This is a genomic window from Pusillimonas sp., assembly GCF_035515275.1.
Taxonomy (GTDB): domain Bacteria; phylum Pseudomonadota; class Gammaproteobacteria; order Burkholderiales; family Burkholderiaceae_B; genus Pusillimonas.
The window spans coordinates 1-18,067 of record NZ_DATJBQ010000110.1; the positions used below are offsets into that span (position 1 = coordinate 1).

The 18,067-nt window shown below is 58.1% G+C and carries 13 protein-coding genes and 1 tRNA gene; 8 read left to right on the forward strand and 6 right to left on the reverse strand.

Going from position 1 to position 18,067, the window contains the following annotated elements; all coding sequences use genetic code 11:
- Positions 1-145: 145 nt before the first annotated feature.
- From VL003_RS08205 to VL003_RS08220, 4 genes are all read left to right on the forward strand, one after another.
- On the forward strand, positions 146-1,639 hold the full coding sequence (locus tag VL003_RS08205) for a Y-family DNA polymerase (RefSeq protein ID WP_325441399.1): 1,494 nt from the start codon (positions 146-148) through the stop codon (positions 1,637-1,639).
- Between the two features lie 4 nt (positions 1,640-1,643).
- Positions 1,644-4,805 (forward strand): error-prone DNA polymerase, encoded by a 3,162-nt coding sequence (locus tag VL003_RS08210; protein WP_325441400.1) that lies wholly within the window; start codon positions 1,644-1,646, stop codon positions 4,803-4,805.
- Between the two features lie 154 nt (positions 4,806-4,959).
- Positions 4,960-5,424, forward strand: coding sequence for a GatB/YqeY domain-containing protein (locus tag VL003_RS08215; RefSeq protein WP_325441422.1), 465 nt, complete (start codon positions 4,960-4,962; stop codon positions 5,422-5,424).
- On the forward strand, positions 5,421-5,873 hold the full coding sequence (locus tag VL003_RS08220) for a PaaI family thioesterase (protein WP_325441402.1): 453 nt from the start codon (positions 5,421-5,423) through the stop codon (positions 5,871-5,873). Before VL003_RS08215 ends, VL003_RS08220 begins: the two co-directional genes overlap by 4 nt.
- Positions 5,874-5,942: 69 nt before the next feature.
- Here VL003_RS08220 and VL003_RS08225 read toward each other — a convergent pair whose 3' ends face one another.
- Entirely contained in the window at positions 5,943-6,341 is a 399-nt protein-coding gene (locus VL003_RS08225; RefSeq protein WP_325441404.1) for a BPTD_2524 family lipoprotein, read from the reverse strand.
- A gap of 86 nt (positions 6,342-6,427) precedes the next feature.
- On the reverse strand, positions 6,428-7,513 hold the full coding sequence (locus VL003_RS08230) for an alkene reductase (RefSeq protein ID WP_325441406.1): 1,086 nt from the start codon (positions 7,511-7,513) through the stop codon (positions 6,428-6,430).
- A gap of 94 nt (positions 7,514-7,607) precedes the next feature.
- Between VL003_RS08230 and VL003_RS08235 the strand changes: the two genes are divergently transcribed.
- Positions 7,608-8,261 carry a potassium channel family protein gene (locus VL003_RS08235; protein WP_325441408.1) on the forward strand — a complete coding sequence of 218 codons (654 nt, stop codon included), beginning with the start codon at positions 7,608-7,610 and terminating at the stop codon, positions 8,259-8,261.
- A gap of 26 nt (positions 8,262-8,287) precedes the next feature.
- Positions 8,288-9,655 carry a TrkH family potassium uptake protein gene (locus VL003_RS08240; RefSeq protein ID WP_325441410.1) on the forward strand — a complete coding sequence of 456 codons (1,368 nt, stop codon included), beginning with the start codon at positions 8,288-8,290 and terminating at the stop codon, positions 9,653-9,655.
- 14 nt (positions 9,656-9,669) lie between these two features.
- On the opposite strand, the gene VL003_RS08245 is transcribed toward VL003_RS08240, so the two are convergent.
- The 4 genes from VL003_RS08245 to VL003_RS08260 all read right to left on the reverse strand — a co-directional run bounded on the left by VL003_RS08245 (position 9,670) and on the right by VL003_RS08260 (position 14,056).
- On the reverse strand, positions 9,670-11,922 hold the full coding sequence (locus VL003_RS08245) for a mechanosensitive ion channel domain-containing protein (protein ID WP_325441412.1): 2,253 nt from the start codon (positions 11,920-11,922) through the stop codon (positions 9,670-9,672).
- A 239-nt stretch (positions 11,923-12,161) separates the two neighbouring features.
- Complete coding sequence (locus VL003_RS08250; RefSeq protein ID WP_325441414.1) at positions 12,162-12,986, reverse strand: OmpA/MotB family protein; 825 nt, start codon at positions 12,984-12,986, stop codon at positions 12,162-12,164.
- Positions 12,983-13,825, reverse strand: a complete 843-nt coding sequence (locus VL003_RS08255; RefSeq protein ID WP_325441416.1) for a motility protein A — start codon at positions 13,823-13,825, stop codon at positions 12,983-12,985. Before VL003_RS08255 ends, VL003_RS08250 begins: the two co-directional genes overlap by 4 nt.
- A 154-nt stretch (positions 13,826-13,979) precedes the next feature.
- Positions 13,980-14,056, reverse strand: a tRNA-Pro gene (locus tag VL003_RS08260).
- Positions 14,057-14,302: 246 nt separating this feature from the next.
- On the opposite strand from VL003_RS08260, the gene pgaA reads away from it, so the two are divergent.
- Positions 14,303-16,750, forward strand: coding sequence for a poly-beta-1,6 N-acetyl-D-glucosamine export porin PgaA (gene pgaA, locus VL003_RS08265; RefSeq protein WP_325441418.1), 2,448 nt, complete (start codon positions 14,303-14,305; stop codon positions 16,748-16,750).
- Positions 16,751-16,758: 8 nt separating this feature from the next.
- A partial coding sequence (gene pgaB, locus VL003_RS08270) for a poly-beta-1,6-N-acetyl-D-glucosamine N-deacetylase PgaB (protein WP_325441420.1) occupies positions 16,759-18,067 on the forward strand: 1,309 nt, incomplete at its 3' end.

The following is an 18,067-nucleotide window of genomic DNA, read 5'->3' on the forward strand; positions in this document are numbered from 1 at the left end:
TGCGCTGCGCCGCTCAGGCTCAACCTGCAACCAGCCGCCCAGGGCGTGCAGGTGTTTATTACCAAACGCAATGGGCCGGTCTGCGAACACGCCATACCCATTGTCTTGCATTCCCCTCGCGCCTATTCCAGCATCGGTGCATCCCATGTCTCTCTGGATCAGTCTTCATCTGCCTTTTCACAGTCTCGACGCCGTTTTTCCGTACTGGCACATTAAACAGTACGCTGCGGCCGTTCTCGACCAGGACCAAGTGTGCGCAATCACTCCGGCAGCTCGCCAAGCGGGCGTTTTACCGGGCATGCGCCAAGGCACGGCACAGGCGCAGGCACCGCAAGTGCTCTTGCGTCACCGAGACCTTCAAGCCGAAGCCAAAGGCTTGCAGCAGGCCGTACTTTGTTTGTTGCAATATACGCCCGACATCACGATTTTGGATTCACACTCATTGGCCATGCAGGTCGACGCCAGCCTGAGCTTGTTCGGCGGGCCGCGAGCCCTATGGCGCAAATCAGAGCAAGCCCTGCAGGGCCTGGGCCTGAATGTGCGTCTGGCCATGGCACCCACGGCTCAAGGGGCTTGGGCATTGGCGCTGCAAACCCAAACCCGGCGGCGACGCGTGCTTGAACCGGCCACACTAACGCGCAGGCTTGATTCCTTGCCTGCAAACTGTCTGCCCGCCCTGCTTCCCTGGCTCGAATGGCTTGAAGGCCTGGGCTGCCATACCCTGGGGCAATTGCGCCGTTTACCACGTAAAGGGTTCCAGCAGCGTACGCAACCGCAAGTAATGCAAGCGCTTGATGCCGCCTACGGCGTTTATGCACCGCCCCAGGTTTGGGTCAAGCCACCTGCAACCTTTCAGCGCCGCTACGACACACTGCATCGTCTGGAGCACACCAACGCCATCCTGAATGTGGCCGGCAAGCTTATTGAACAGTTATGCGGCTGGCTTCAGGCGGGGCACTATTCGACAACCCGGCTGCTTTTCGCGCTGCACCACGAAAAAGGACGCTCTGCCCGGCCTGCCACGGGGCTTGACCTTGTGCTGTCAGAGGCAGCCTGGTTGCCCGACGATTTCTTACCCGCCTTGGCCGAGCGTCTGAACCGCCTGGTTTTGCCCGAGCATGTTATTGCAGTCGAACTGACCGTAGACCAGATACAAACACGTGCCGCGCGCAGCGAAAGCCTATTTCCCGAACCCGCACAATGGGCTCGTCAAGAAAGCCGTCTGCTCGATTTGTTGCGTGCGCGCCTGGGCAATGATCGCATTTTGCAAGCTCAGCCTGTTGCCGGTCATTTGCCCGAGTCCACCAACCGCTGGCTTGCTTGTGGCTGGTCTTGCAGCAAGCAAGCCCCCATGCGATCCGACCCGGCCTTGCCGCTATTGCAAGAACATGCCCGTCCTTTCTGGTTGCTTGACCCGCCGCTTGCTTTGCACACCGCACGTGACACCCCTGTGTATCAGGGGCAACGCCTGCGTCTGCTGAAGGGCCCCGAACGCATCGAAAGCGGCTGGTGGGGCAACCAGGGGCAGCAGCAGCGCGATTACTTCATTGCCCAAGACGCCCGCCATAGACGCTACTGGATCTACCGCCAACGCGCCGCCATGGATGCCCGTTGGTTTTTGCACGGCCTATTCGGGTAATACCATGCAATCCGGCTTTGTTCTTCCAGATTATGCCGAGCTCGATTGCATATCGAACTTCAGTTTCCTGCAGGGTGCTTCGCACCCCCACGAGCTGGTCCGACGCGCTGCCGCATTGGGTTATAAGGCCTTGGCGCTGGCCGACGAGTGTTCGCTGGCGGGCGTAGTGCGAGCGCACCTCGAGGCGCGCGAACACGATATTCAATTGATTATTGGTAGTCGCTTTCGGCTTGATGCCACCACTCCGGACGAAATGCAGGTTATCGCCCTGGCTAAAAATGCCCAAGGCTATGCCAACCTTGCCGAAACCATTACCTTGGCACGAACCCGCAACACGCCCAAAGGGCAATATGCGCTTGGGTTATCTGACATTGTGCAGCCGCCTTGCGGTCAAGAGCACCTGCGCGGCCTGCCGGGTTGCCTCATTGTTTTCAAACCCGAATACGGCATCGAACCCCACAAGCTTTACCAGCAATTGCAACGGCTGAGCCAGGCATTTACACAAGGCTTCTGGCTGGGGCTTGGCCTGCAACACCACGAAGACGACGCCCGGCATGCAGGCATTGTGCAACAAGCGGCGCAAGAACTAGGCATACCGGTGGTTGCCATCGGCCAGGTCCATATGCACAGCCGGGCCCGCCAGCCCATGCACGACACGTTAACCGCCATTCGCTTGCGCAAGCCCATCGCGCATTGCGGTTTTGCGCTTGCTGCCAATGCTGAGTCCCACTTGCGCAGCCGCGTTCGGCTGCTGCAACTGTACTCGCCCGAGGCTCTGGCACAAACCATGCTCATCAGCCGCCAATGCCGTTTCAGTCTTGATGACATCAAATATGAATACCCGCGCGAGATCATTCCCCAAGGCATAAGCGCCGCTACATACTTGCGCCAAGAGACCCTGGCCGGAGCACGTTTGCGCTACCCCGACGGCATACCGCCCAAGGTCCAGGCGCAAATCGAAACCGAACTTTCCATTATTGCCACGCTGCGCTATGAGCCCTACTTTCTTACCGTTTACGACCTTGTCAGGTTCGCGCGCGAACAAGGAATTCTTTGTCAGGGTCGGGGTTCGGCCGCCAATTCGGCTGTTTGTTATTGTCTTCATATTACCGAGGTCGACCCCAAAGACGGCAACTCGCTATTCGCCCGCTTCATCAGTGTCGAGCGTAACGAGCCCCCCGATATCGACGTCGATTTCGAGCACCAGCGCCGCGAAGAAGTCATTCAGTACATTTATCGCAAATACGGACGCATGCGAGCGGCCCTGGCCGCCGTAGTCATTACATATCGCACCCGCAGCGTACTGCGCGATACCGGCAAGGCCCTGGGGGTGGAGCCCGATTTAATCGAGAAGGTGGTTCGTTCCTGCGGTTACTGGGACGGCAAGAACGAGCTGATTCAAAAAATAGCTGAACAAGGGCTGGGTGCTGATTCTCGCCTGGCCAGGCTATGGGCCTGGCTGGCCCAGACCTTGCGGGGGTTTCCTCGCCACCTTTCGCAGCATCCGGGCGGGTTTGTCATGGCCGATGGGCTTCTTTCAAGGCTGGTGCCCATCGAAAATGCCGCCATGCCCGAACGCAGTGTCGTTCAATGGGACAAAGACGACCTTGATGCGCTGGGCATCATGAAGGTAGACGTCCTGGCACTGGGCATGCTGTCAGCGTTGAACCACATGCTGGCCTTTACCGCGGCACGCCGTGGTCGGCCGTTTGCGCTGAACGAGATCACCCACGACGAACTCACCTTCGAGATGATTCGCCGGGCCGACACCATTGGGGTTTTTCAGATCGAATCACGTGCGCAAATGAGCATGCTGCCCCGACTTAAACCCGAAAAGTTTTACGATCTGGTCATACAGGTTGCCATAGTTCGGCCCGGCCCCATACAAGGCGGCATGGTGCACCCCTATTTGCGCAGGCGCGCAAAGCTCGAAGCCGAAGACTACCCCAGCCCGGAAATCGAACAGGTCCTTAAGCGCACCTTGGGCGTACCTATTTTTCAAGAGCAGGCCATGCAAATCGCCATCACCGCCGGCGGCTTCACGCCGGGCGAAGCTGACCAACTGCGTCGTTCTATGGCGGCCTGGCGCCGCAAAGGCGGAATTGCGCCTTTTCATGCCAAGCTGACCGAAGGCATGCGAAAAAATGGCTACAAACAAGATTATGCCGAGGCCATTTTTAAACAGCTCGAAGGCTTTGGCGAATACGGGTTCCCCGAAAGCCATTCGGCCAGCTTTGCCAAGCTGGCCTACTTTAGCGCCTGGTTCAAGTGTCACGAGCCCGAGGCCTTTTTGGCAGCCTTGCTCAATTCCCAGCCCATGGGTTTTTATTCGCCCAGCCAGCTCGTGCAAGACGCCCGGCGTCATCAGGTGCAGGTTTTGCCCGTTGATGTAACCACCAGCTCATGGGAAACCAGCCTGGTCTTGCCTGACCAACAGGGTTCACTTAACGTCTGCCGTCGGCCTGCCGTCAGGCTGGGGCTTAACCAGATTAAAGGGTTACCCGAAAAAACAGGCTTGCGTATTGAGGCCGCCCGAGCCCAAGGCCCCTTTTGCGATTTGCACGACCTGGCTCAGCGAGCAGGGCTGGATCGCAGCGATCTTGACCGTCTGGCCGCCGCCGATGCCTTGCGCGCAATCAGCGGCAACCGGCGCCAGGCACGTTGGAGCGCCGCCAGCCCGCCCCTAAAAGGCCTTTTACACTCGGCGCCCATTCACGAAACCGACACACCTGTATTGGCGGCCGCCTCCGAAGGCAGCGAAGTTGTGGCCGATTACCAGTCTTTGAGACTTTCGTTGCGCAGCCATCCGCTGGCTCTGCTGCGCAATCTGCCACAGCTTCAGCGCTTTGCCAGCGCGGCGCAGCTTGCCCATTACCCCGACCGACGGCTGGCCAAGGCCTGCGGCCTGGTCACCATGCGTCAACGCCCTCAAACCGCAAACGGTGTTATTTTTGTCAGCCTCGAAGACGAAACAGGCATTGTCAACGTTATTGTTCGCCCTCAGATAGCCGAGCACCAGCGCTTGCCCCTGCTGCAATCGCGACTGATGGGGGTGTATGGGTCCTGGCAACGCCAGGGGGATGTCTGCCACCTGATGGCTGGCCGGCTGGTCGATCTAAGCGCCCTGCTGGGCTCTTTAGCCATTACAAGTCGCGATTTCCACTGAGCCCGGCCGCCACACCCGCCAGGCATCGGCCTGACCGGCCCGCTTTTGGGGTGGGCTAAAATAAAATCACCGCACATGCTTCAGCCTTGCATTTCCGCTGTCGCATGCCGCAGCCCTTCAATAGGCGCCAGGCGCCATTCAAATATCAGGAATAATCATGAGCAATACGCTCAAAGCCCAATTCGGTGACGCCGTCAAAGCCGCCATGCGTGCCAAGCAAAGTGCACGTTTGTCCACACTGCGCTTTCTGCAAGCCGCAATAAAGCAAAAAGAAGTCGATGAAAGGCGCGAACTGGACGACGCTGAAATCACCGCCATCATCGAAAAACAGATCAAGCAAAGACGCGAGTCCATCGCGGCATTCGAGCAGGCCGGCCGCATTGAAACCGCAGAGCAAGAGAAGGCCGAAGTACTGGTGTTGCAAGAGTTCCTTCCCGAGCAGGCCGACCCTGCTCAGATCGCAGCAGCAATCGACCAGGCCGTTGCACAAGTCAGCGCCGAAGGCGCCAGCGGCCCGGCCGCCATGGGCAAGGTCATGGGTCTGCTAAAAGCCTCACTGGCCGGCAAGGCCGACATGTCGGCGGTATCGGCTCAAGTCAAGGCGCGCCTTAACCCATGAGCCCCCAGCAGCAAACACGTGCCGATCAGCCCGACAACGCTTCGCCCGATTACTTCGGCCTGAATATTCCCTACATGGCATTTATAGGGCTGGTTCCCGAGCAACTGACGACAGAATCGGCCCGCACTCGTCTGCCTTACCGAGCCGATCTGGCCAATAGCCGGGGGGATGTGCATGGCGGAGCCTTGATGAGCGCGCTCGACTTCACCCTTAGTGCCGCTGCGCGTGCCCATGAGCCAGGCACGGGTATGGCCACCATCGACATGACCACCCATTTTCTGGAGCCCGCTCGCGGCGAGGTTATCATCGAGGCGCGATGCCTGCGAATAGGCGCTTCGCTGGCTTTTTGCGAAGGGCAAGCGCTTGATTTAAACGGGAAGCTGCTGGCAACAGCCAGCGCCACGTTCAAAATAGTGCGGCGCAAGCGTACCGGCCAGCAAAGCGTCTGAAAAGCGAGCGGCCGGGTTGAGCTGACCCCGGCCGTTTGTTTTTATGGTTAGGTTCGCTGCGTATTTATTTTACTTATAGACAAAACACACTGAAGCATCCATGCGCACTGACTGCTGCATGGCGTTGAGCACGTCCTGGTTCCACGAACCCTTGCCTGAAACCGTCTGCGTTACTTCGGTATGCTGAGTGTCGACCGACTTGAGCGTGGTGCGTGCCACTTCGATGCCCAGCACCGGGTCGGTCACCGACACGACGCCGGTGCGCATCGTGGAATCGATATTACTTTGAACGTTATACGTGCTATTGCCATACTGACATTCGTTGGCCTGATGCTGAGCACGCATATACACCACCTGATAGCTGTGGGGCACGGTGTAGGTCACGCTCGGCGAACTACCGTCGGACCTTATGCCTAACGAACATCCGGCAAGCAATAGCACTGCCGAAAATGCCATCCACGATTTCATGCTGTTTCTCCACCTGATCATCATGGGTGCATCATACGCTTGCTATCCGATTTCAGGCTAGCGCCAGTTGACAGCAAAGCGAACGTTCACGTGGAAAGTTCGTGCGCTTGGCAGGCCGATGCCGAAAGACAGGGGTAATCAGTGTATCCTTTTGGCCCCTCGGCGTAAAAGGTGGATGGATCCCAAGCATTAAGGGGTTCGTTTTCGCGCAGACGGCGCACCAGATCGGGGTTGGCGATGTAGGCCCGACCAAACGCCACCGCATCGGCCAAACCGGACTCAAGCAGCTGTTTGGCGCTTTGCTGGTCATGACCATCGTTGGCAATGACCGGCCCTGCGAACAACTGCTTGATCGCTGCCAACAGGTTACCTGACCCGGCTGCTTCGCGTACAAAAAGAAACGCCAATTTGCGCTTGCCCAATTGCTCTGCAACATAACTGAAAAGCGCTTCGGGGTTGGAATCACTCATTGAGTGGGCAGTGCCGCGGGGCGACAGATGCACCCCCACCCTGTCGGCGCACCAGATGCCCACGCACGCATCGACAATTTCGAGCAACAGCCTGGCCCGGTTCTGCACCGAGCCACCGTACTCGTCGGTACGCTGGTTAGAGCCGTCATGCAAAAACTGGTCGATCAGGTAGCCGTTGGCGCCGTGTACCTCGACACCGTCAAACCCGGCCTCCTTGGCGTTACGGGCGGCCTGCGCAAAGTCGGCCACAATGCCGGGAATTTCATCTGCTTGCAAGGCACGGGGCACGACGTACTCGCGCTTTGGCCTGAGCAAACTCACGTGCCCCTCGCAAGGGATGGCACTGGGCGCCACAGGAATTTCGCCGTTCAGGTGTTCGGGGTCAGAAACCCGACCGACGTGCCAAAGCTGCAAAAATATTTTGCCGCCTTTGTCGTGAACGGCCTTGGTGATTTTTTTCCAGCCCTCGACCTGGGCATGGCACCAGACGCCGGGCGTGTTGGGGTATCCGACACCCTGTGGCGAAACCGAGGTGGCCTCGGTAAGAATCAGCCCGGCAGTAGCCCGCTGGCAGTAATATTGGCGCATGAGTTCGTTGGGAATACGCCCGGGTGCCGCGCGGGTGCGCGTGAGGGGCGCCATTACGATGCGATTGCTAAGCGATACAGCGCCCAACCGAATGGGATCGAACAAGCTGGTCATGTATGAAATCTATATTAAGGTAAACCCTAGTATCTATAAAATTAACACAGTTCGCCCCGATATACTCATTCAAATTAATTTTAGGCGGTAAAACATGGCGCAATTTGCAGTAATGGGCCTGGGCCGATTCGGTTCGGCCGCCTCACAAGAGCTGGTCAAGCTGGGTCATTCGGTACTGGGTGTCGATGCCGATAGCAAGCTCGTAACACAATATGCCGACGAACTGACACGCGCCGTGATCGCCGACGTCACCGACAAGCAAGCGCTGGAGGAGCTGGGCCTGGACAGCTACGATGTTGTCCTGGTGGCCATAGGGTCTGACATTCAAACCAGCCTGCTATGCGTCGTGCACCTTAAAAGCCTTGGGGTCAAGGCAATATGGGTCAAGGCCTCGTCGCACGCCCATCACCTTATCCTGAACAAGCTGGGCGTCGAACGCATTATTCATCCCGAAGAAGAAATGGGCATACGCGTGGCGCAGGCACTGAGTTACCCTATGGTCGAAGATTACATTTCGCTGGGCAACGGGGAATTCATTGTAGAAATCCATGTCAGCAAACAACTCGAAGGCGCACCCATAAGCCGCTTCCTGCGTGACACACCTTCGCCTCTGCAGGTGTTGCTGGTAAAGCGGCGCGCGGACATCACCGTACATCCGGGCATGGAGTTCGCCTTGCACGGCAACGACATACTGGTGCTGCTGGGTCAGCTAAACGCCCTCAAGGCCATTGCCCCTAAATTGGCCTAGACCCACAAACCAAAGGACTCCACAGCATGCGCCTTCGCGAGCTCTGGCCTGACTACGGCTCATACAAGCGTCTACGCTCGGCCGGCGTATTCAGCGCGAGCCCACCCATGGTGCTGGCGGGCGGCTTTATTCTATTTATATTGCTCGGAGCAGGTTTGTTGTCCCTGCCTTTCGCCGCCGACAAGCCCTTAGGTTTTTTCACGGCATTGTTCACAGCAACGTCCGCGGTAACCGTTACGGGCCTTAGCATACTGGAGCCCGGTACTGAGTTGAGCCCTTTCGGTTATGGCGTGGTTGCAGCGCTGGTGCAGATTGGCGGACTGGGGTTTGTCACCTTTGCGGTGGTGGCCGCGATGTCGTTGGGCAAGAAGGTTGCACTGCAGTATCAGGCGGTGGCACTGGAAGCATTCAATCAAACCAGCGTTTCAAAAATTAGGTCAACGGCTTTTGCGGTATTTAAGCTGACTGCCGTGATCGAGATAATAGGCATTGTGATATTGACCGCATGGTGGCTGCCCGGGGCGGGCTTTCCCGATGCATTGATCGAAGCCTTGTTTCACACCATTATGGCGTTCAATAACGGCGGAATGGCGCTGGCGGCCACCCATATGAGCCGCCACTTGAGTGATCCAATTACTGTTTTGGTGACTACCGCCCTGATCATTCTGGGCGGCATTGGCTTTTCGGTATTGGCCGACATCCGCAACAAGCGCAAATTCAGCTTGCTAAGCTCCTATACCCGTATTATTTTGCTGGCCACCCTACTGCTTAATCTGTTTGGCTTTGTATTGATCTGGGCGCTCGAGCACAACAACCCCGACACACTAGGTCAAATGCCTGTACCCACGCAGGCCCTTACCGCCTGGCTGCAAAGCGTTGCCTCGCGAACAGCCGGTTTTCAAAGCATTGATCTGGCCCGCATACAAGACAGTACCGCACTGGTATTGATGCTGCTGATGTTCATTGGCGGGGGCTCACTAAGTACGGCCAGCGGCATCAAGGTGGGTACCTTCGTTGTCTTGCTGGCGGCAGCCTGGGCTTACATACGGGGTCATCGCGAGATTGTGCTGTTCAAGCGCACCATCGCGCCCGACATCGTTCAGAAATCGCTGGCTCTGCTTCTGGTTACTGCAGCACTGGCCTTCACCGCCACCCTGCTTATTTGCATCTTCGAAAAAGCGCCATTTCTAGACCTTGCTTTCGAAGTGATCGCGGCGCTGAGCACGACCGGCGCCAGCCGAAACCTGACGCCCAGCCTTTCGACCCCCAGCCACACATTGCTGATTGTGCTGATGTTCGTCGGGCGATTGGGGCCACTGACCCTGATCTACAGTCTCAGTACCCAGCGCGGCAGCCGCGTGCGTTATCCCGAATCACACTTTCAGGTGGGTTGATACCCCTTGCCACCTTAACTGCCTGCAACCTGGGTATCGCCGGCTTGCGGGTTGGCAAAATGCAGCACTGTTTGCGGATAAGGCAGATCGATGCCGGCTTCAGCAAAGCGCTTGCGCACCAGCCTATTGAAGCCGCGCTGAACCGCCCATTGCAGGCCGGGAACCGTTTTGATCAGTACCCGGATGTTGTAGCCGCGCTCGTGCAAGGCCGTAACCCCGGGGATCTCGATTTTGTCCATCACCATGCCAGCCAGCTCGGGATCTTGCATGAATTCTTCGAACGCCTCGTGCAAATGGCGGATGGCTTCGTCGACATCGGCTCCGTAGGCGATGGTGTACTCGCCATAGTGGTAGCCGAAATCGCGCATGTGATTGGACACTTTGTCGATGGCCGAAAAAGGAATCAGATGATAGCCGCCGTCCAGCGTGCGAATGCCGACGGAACGAATGGTGATCTTTTCGACAGTGCCGAAAATTCCCGCCACCTCGACCACATCATTGTGGTTCATACCGTTTTCAAGCTGTATGAAAACACCGGTGATCACATCTTGCACCAGCTTCTGCGCACCGAAGCCTATGGCCAGGCCCACCACCCCCGCACCGGCAATGAGCGGGCCGATATCGACGCCGATTTGCGATAGGACCACAAGCACCGTCATGGTCACAATGACGGCCAGCGCCGCGCTGCGAAACAGCGACAGCAGCGTCTTTTGCCTTTCGGTGGTGCGGCCCGACGTCGGGTTGTCATTCAGGCGGCTTTCAATAATGCTGGCCACCACTGTCCAGATTCCCATGGCCAACAGCAATATGACCGCAACATGCACCAGGGTGGAAATTGTGTTGCGTCCCTCGGGCGAATAAAGCCACGTCGAGAGATCGAACGCGCGCCATGCATCGAGTACCAGCAGTAGCGACACGACCAGAATGATCCCGCGCATCAGGCGAATGGCCCCGGGCCAATAGGAGTTCAGCCGACGCTCCAGCAACGGAAGCCGGCTGCGCAGCTCGGTTGAAAGCGTGATGCGACGCGTCGTCAATGATGACAGCGCTGCCGCCAACAGGGTGGCAATACCCACAACGATCAGTGTTCTTAGTGTTGCTTGTGCCATAAAGGGCAACGCCTGTTGCTGATCGACCTGAGTGGCGACCAGAAGCGCGGTGAAATAAGCCAGCCCCACCCAATGCCATGACCGGCCCGCAATGCGGTAAAGGGTTGAAAAGAACGCATTCGAAGCACTCACGGCGCGCTGTTCGAGGCGGTGGCGTACATCGCTGCGCTTGGTCCAGATGACCCGCAGCGCATACACATACACCCCCAGCATGATGAACAGCCCCATAAGCTGACCCACCGATGGGGTCAGCATCTGACTTGCGACGGGCACGGCCACCAGCATGCCGTAGCCGGTGATGCTGAGAACACGCTGGAGCCATGCGCTCCAGTACCTGGCCGGTTCATTGTCCATGCGCCACAGCCGAAGATGCGGATGGCGTTCGGAAAAAACGGCCCGGCACAACGAGCGGGCGAGCTCTACGGCAACGAAAGCGCTGACAAAGACCAAAGCCAGCAAGATTGAGGTACGCCATTGCTCTTGTATGAACAATGCCAGCCCGTAGCCGGCCACCGAAGCCAGCAACACGGCCCCGGCATCAATGGCCAGGGCGCCCACAATTGCGCCCACTCGCGGAGTGAGTCGCAGCGATCGGTTGAATGGATAGGATCGAGCGGCGGCGGTGGGCGCGCCCTGGCTTCGCTGCACCCAGGCGTCCAGGCGACGAAAGAACCACCCGGCTACCAGTCGGAAAAAAACGAATGCCGCCAAGGTTGCCGCAATGACCAGAACCAGGTTCAGCAAGCGAGAACGCCATTGCTCGGCGGTCATGCCTGGAATGCCCTTACCGGCAAAAAGCCCTTGCAACGTCTCGGCCGTCTGCGAAAAATCTTGTGCCAGACCGACGGCAAATGCCTGAAGTGCTCCGGCCAGCCCCCCCAATGGGTCGGCCATTTCGCGCAACCGTGCATTGGCAGCCTGCTCCGCCGTTGCTGCGGCTGCATCGCCTTGCTCACCGGCCAAATCGCGCAGTTGTGCAATCAGCGCTTTGCGTGACCTCTCGTTTTCGAGCAGGTCGGCCAACGCCGCATAGGAAGGAGCCTCGGAGACCGCCTCTTTGCCGGAGGCGTCCTGTGAAGCGGAGGCATCGCCCGAAAGCGGCGAGGAGCCGGGCGTTTGCGCCTGCGCCGCAGCAAGCACGACAAACGCTGAGAACATGAAAAAAACCAGGCTTAACAATGCCGTTCGCGCCCGAACGCTGTAAATGTCTCTATCGTTGCGACGGTTCAACACCAACCTCCTTGTCTTGGCTGCCACGGACCGGCAAACGGCCGCGCCCGGGATATAACCTGATAAAGGGTAACATCGCCGCGCAGTGGCCCAAAACCATGCCATTGGCAAATTGCCATGGCCGAGCCTGCTTTTGAGCGCTGCTCAGGCAGCTTATGACAGAGGTATCAAGGCTTGGGTTCAGCCAGTGTTGCGGGCAGTTCCAGCAACAATTCCACGCGTCGGTTCAAGGCGCGATGGGCAGAGGTGTCATTGTCGGCCAAGGGCCGGGTGTCAGCGTAGCCGATGGCACGCAGACGCTGGCTGGCGATGCCGTTGGCTTCCAGGTAACGCACCACGCTGCCGGCCCGAGCGCTGGACAGCTCCCAGTTTGACGGAAAGCGAGTGCTGCGGATGGGAATGGAGTCGGTGTGACCTTCAATGGTAACGGTGTGTGGGCTGTTTTTTACGCTGTGCGCCAGGCGTTGCAACACTTCGAGCCCACCAACGCTAAGCCGGGCTTCACCCGACCCAAACAGAATTTCGCTATTGATGCGGAAGCTGACTGATTTTTCATTCAGGATAATATCGACATCGTCGCCCAAATTGTCCAGGTTCAAACCTTGGGTAAGATCTTGCACACGTTCGACCTTGTTCGCTCCCGGGACAGGTATTACCGAGCCGCCGGACAAGGGGTTGGATGCATGAAGTGACAAGACGCCGTCGACCGGGTGATGATCGGCTTCGCGTTGCTCACCCGCGCCGTCGCCCGCCATGGTCAGCATCACCAGCAGCAACACCAGCAACAGGGTGATCACGTCAAGATACGTAATCAGCCAATTTTCAGTGGGTTCGGTGAACTGCGGCTCGAAGTGCCATCTTTTGCTGTGTACACCTCGACGCGCAACGGCGCCCGCCACCTCTAGCCGTAACGCCTGTTTCTGTGCGAACGCACGTTTGCGTTGTGCCGCTGTCTCGCTCAGGGTGGGGCCCGAAACTGGGTCTGAGGTCATGACCGCGCCTCGGAATCGACCGCAGTTTGTGCCGGCGGGTTGTCGGTCTGAAGCGCTGTGCCGTTGTTTCTGTCATTCAGTTCATCTTCATAATCGGCCATGAACGTTTTCATCGTTTCGCGCATAAAGGCCGGGCCCCGCTTTTGGCTCATCATCGACAAACCCTGCATAATCATATTCATAAGCGCCACACGTTCTTCGGTGCGGCGCTCAAGCTTGACGGCAATGGGTTTGAACAGCAAGTTGGCCAACAAAATACCGTAAAGCGTGGTCATGAGGGCCAATGACATTTGCTGGCCAATGGCGGTCAGGTCGCCGTCGCCCAACATGAACATCAAATTGACCAGGCCGACCAGGGTACCCAACATGCCGAATGCCGGGGCATAGCCGGCCATGGTGCGGAACAACTGAGCTTCGGCGTGCTCTTTGGCGCGCAGTTTCGAAATACGCCACTGCAGCAGGTCGATAATGTCTTGCTCGGGCGTCATGTCGATAATCAATTGCACCCCGGTTTTCAGAAACGGGTTCGACACTTGGTCCAGCGCCTGCTCCACCTTCGTAATGTCACCGGTCATCCAGATTCTCGAGATAGCGACCAGTTCTTCTATGTCGTGCTGTGCATACATGCGCTCGTTACGCATGACCGTGCCGATCAGCCCGAAAATACGCATTACTTCTTTTAGCGGATAGCTGATGAACGTAGCCGCCAAAGTACCGACCAGCACAATGCCCAGGCCGGGCAAGTCGATGAAGCGAGCGGGATCTTCCGTGGAAAAGAACAGCACAACGCCCAGCAAAATGACGCTGGCCAAAATACCGATGAGAGTTGAGGGATTCATGCCGACGCCAAAAGTTTGCAACAGTGCTTATACATATGGCTTACGGCAGGTAAGGCGCAAAACTTAGTTGCAACGGCACTGACCACCGCGCCGCCTAGAAAAAACAAGGGCCTACAGAAAACGTTCTGTAAGCCCTTGTTTTTTGGGGTATTCTTGGTCGGGACGGAGTGATTCGAACACTCGACCCCTTGCACCCCATGCAAGTGCGCTACCAGGCTGCGCTACGCCCCGAATAAAGAACGTGATTCTAGCACAGTTTTTTCATCTTGTGTCACAGCTGTCTGTCTGAAGGCCGGCCGTATTAATCCATCTTTCCTGCACTCAGTCCGCCATACGTCTCATGCCGGACTGTTTCATTCTGTCTAACATTTTGTGAAAGGGTTGGAACAACAGAGGAAAAAGCTCATGTGCCGTGCCGTCCGCAATAATAAAACATGCTCATCCGCGGCACGGCCGATTGCAGGCTCCGGCCAGTTTTTGAACTGCATCTTGTTCGCGCTGCTGACTGCCGCAGCCCTGCCGACGCATGGGCAAACGCTTTCTTCGGCGCAAGAGTACCAATACGTAATCGAGCAGGCCCGCAACGGTCGCCACGACTGGGCGCTGGACTGGCTGGCGCGTCAAGGTCAGTTGCAGCCCGATAATCAACGCATCAAGCATGATCAGCTGATTATCGCCGGATGGGCCGGACGCTACCAGAACGTGATAGATATCCACCAGGCACTGCCGCCACAAGCATTGCCCCTGCCTCGCGCCGCACTCGCTGCAGTCGCACGAGCCTATCGCGACGCGCGCCAATGGCCGATGGCGTTGTCCTTGTACCGTGAAGGCAAGCGGCGCTTTCCCGATGACCGCGCTTTTTCGCTGGGCGAAACCCTGGTGCTTGCGGACTCGGGGGACACGAGCCAGGCTTTGGTCAATGCGCAGACCATGGTCAAACTGAGGCCGCGCGATGCACACAGTTACTTGGTCAAAAGCTATGCCTATCGCCTCAATAATGAGCCTTATGCCGCCCTTGAGGCCGCCACCAAGGCCTACACGATAGCACCCGATAGCCCCGACGTCGTAGACGAGTATCTTCACGCGCTGACCATGGCAGGCTTGGCCGATGCAGCACTGCGAACGGCACAAGCCCATTCGAGCCAGATATCGCCCGAACGCATGTACTCATTAGAGGCGGATCGCGCCGCCGAGCTGACACGGCTGGCGTCCAGACCTTCGCGGCAAGAAAAAGATCGTTTTTCCGTGGCCGATCGTGCGCTGGATGCTTATCAGGAACTGGCCGCAAGCAAGCCACCTGCGCCGCAGGACTTGCCCGGGCAGGTGCCTCGGGCACGCATTGATCGCCTCATCGCCCTGCATGCCCGCGCGCGCACGGACGAGGTGGTCAGTGAATACGAGGCCTTGAAAGCTCAGGGCGTCGTGGTACCCAGCTATGCCTTGGGCCATGTGGCGTCGGCCTACCTGGATCAGCGCCAACCTGAAAAGGCGGCTGATCTGTATCTGGAAATACTCAATGCAGAGCGGGCTATTCAGGTCGACCCCGCCGTACGTCTTAGCCACCAGTCGGGGCTGTTCTATTCTTTAGTCGAGTCTGAACAGTTCGACCAGGCGAAGAATGTCATGTCGGTGGCCCTGCAAGAGCAACCCGCCTGGCTCCGCCAAAAAGGCACGCCGTTGCCCCAACCGAACGATCTGAACCTGGCGGCCAATCAACACGCCGCCCTGGCCTACCATTACGCCGATGACCCGGCCAAAGCTCAGGAAATGCTCGAGCATCTGGTGGCCCAGGCTCCGGGACACTCAGGGTTGCGCAGCGCGCTGGCAGAGGTGTATCTGGCCCGCGGCTGGCCCAGGCGCGCGGAGCGCGAACTGAAGCTCGCTGAAACCAGTGCCCCCAGGGCGCTCGATGTTGTTGCCGAACAGGGCAAGGCCGCGATGGCGTTGCGCGAATGGCGGCAGGCTGAAACGCTGATAGAAAGCATTGCTTACAAGCACCCCGAAGATGCTCAGGTCAGGCGCCTCGTGCGCGACTGGGACAGGCATAACCGTGCGGAGCTACGCGTGAGCGGTCAGGTAGGTCTGGCTTCGGACAGCCCGGTGGCCGGTGATGGCGACCTGCGTCTGGACACGGTGCTTTATACCGCGCCGATCGGCTACAACTGGCGTGGGTTTGCCGGGGGCGGGTACGCCACCGCCGAATTCGAAGATGTCGAAGCCGATTACCACTGGTACCGGGTGGGCGCAGAATGGCGTGGCCGCAACCTGACCGCCGAACTGGAGGCATCTTCGAACCATTATGGGCACGGTGCAAAAGTCGGCGTACGCGCCCTGGTCGCATACGACCTGAATGATGAATGGCAAATCGGCGGTCAGGCGTCGTTTCGCACGCGAGAGGTTCCATTAAAGGCACTGGCCAATAATATTACCGCCAACCGGCTGGACGCCTACGTCAACTGGCGCCAGAGCGAACGACGTGAATGGCGGCTTACCTTCTCGCCTACGAAGTTCAGTGACGGTAACCGACGCCTTGAGTTTGCCGTGTCGGGTCGAGAGCGCCTGTACACCGCGCCTCATTTGAAGCTGGATGCCTTGGTGGACATTGGTGCTTCCCACAATACTCACGCTGAAACGCCCTACTTCAATCCACGCGCCGATCTGACAGTACTGCCCGCGTTGGCGCTGACTCACACTTTGTACCGACGCTACGACACCGTGCTTGAGCATCGGTTCATGGTGGGCGCCGGCCTATACGCTCAGCGCGGCTATGGCTCAGGAGCCATCGCTGCCGTTGGATACGGCCTGCGATACCGCCATGACGAGATGTTTGATGCGGGCATAAGCATCACCGGCGTCAGCCGCCCCTATGACGGTCAGCGCGAACGCGAAGCGCGCGTCATGTTTGACCTGCAAATTAGATTCTGAGAATACAAATGGCCTTTCATTCCCCTTACCTGTGTCGTCTTGCCCTGCTGCTTTGCTCGGTGCTGATCGTGGCCGGCTGCGCAGGAAGGCAGGTGACGTTCGTACCCCCCGACCAGCGGCCCCTGAACAAGTCCGAACAGCCTTGGCCACATAATCATTATCTGGTGCTGGCCTATCACGATATCGAGGATCAGGATCCTGACCAGACCTTTCTGTCTGTACGAACCGACCATCTTGTTGAGCAGTTTTCGTGGCTGCGCGATAACGGCTATCAGCCAGTATCAATCGAGCAGATACTGGCTGCCAAACGGGGCGGGCCTGCTTTGCCTAACCAGGCTGTGTTGCTGTCCTTCGACGACGGCTACCGCAGTTTTTACACTCGCGTGCTGCCCCTACTGCGCAGCTTCCAGTGGCCCGCCCTGCTCGCCCCGGTGGGCACATGGGTGGACACACCTGATGCTGAGACTGTCAACTTCGGCGGCAAACCGGTAGCGCGAAACCGCTTTCTGACATGGAGTCAGATCGTCGAGATCTCGCGTTCGGGGCTGGTGGAGATCGGTGCGCATACTGATGCGCTGCACTATGGGATACCGGCCAACCCGCAAGGTAATGAACAACCGGCAGCGGCCATTCGGAAATACGACCCAAAGACAGGAGCTTATGAATCACAGGCCTCGTTTGAGAAGCGCTTGCGTGAGGATGTCAAAAGCATCACGCAAAAAATTGAACACGCCACCGGCAAACCGCCCAGAGTCTGGGTCTGGCCTTACGGCGAAGCGAACGGGCGCGCCCTGGAGATTGTTCGGGAGAACGGCTACCAGATGTCGCTGACGCTGGAAAACAGCCTGGCTTCGATCGACCAGCCGATGAACGTGCCCCGGCTGCTGATTGCGAACGACCCCCCGCTGGGCAGCTTTGCCCGGGCCGTTATCAATATGGAAAACAAAAAGGAGATGCGGGTTGCGCATGTGGATCTGGACTACGTATACGATGCCGATCCCAAGCAAATGGAACGCAACCTGGATCAGTTGGTGCAGCGCGTGGCCAACCTTGGGGTCAACACGGTCTTTCTTCAGGCGTTCGCCGACCCCGAGGGTGACGGCCTGGTTCGAGAGTTGTACTTTCCCAATCGGCATTTGCCAGTGCGCGCCGATCTATTCAACCGTGCCGCCTGGCAACTGCGTAGCCGTGCTTTTGTCGAGGTTTATGCCTGGATGCCCGTGCTGAGCTTTGAGCTGGATCCAGGCCTGGAACGGGTGACCCGCTGGTACCCCGATGAAGCGCGCACAGGCGTCGATCCTGATCAATATGTGCGAC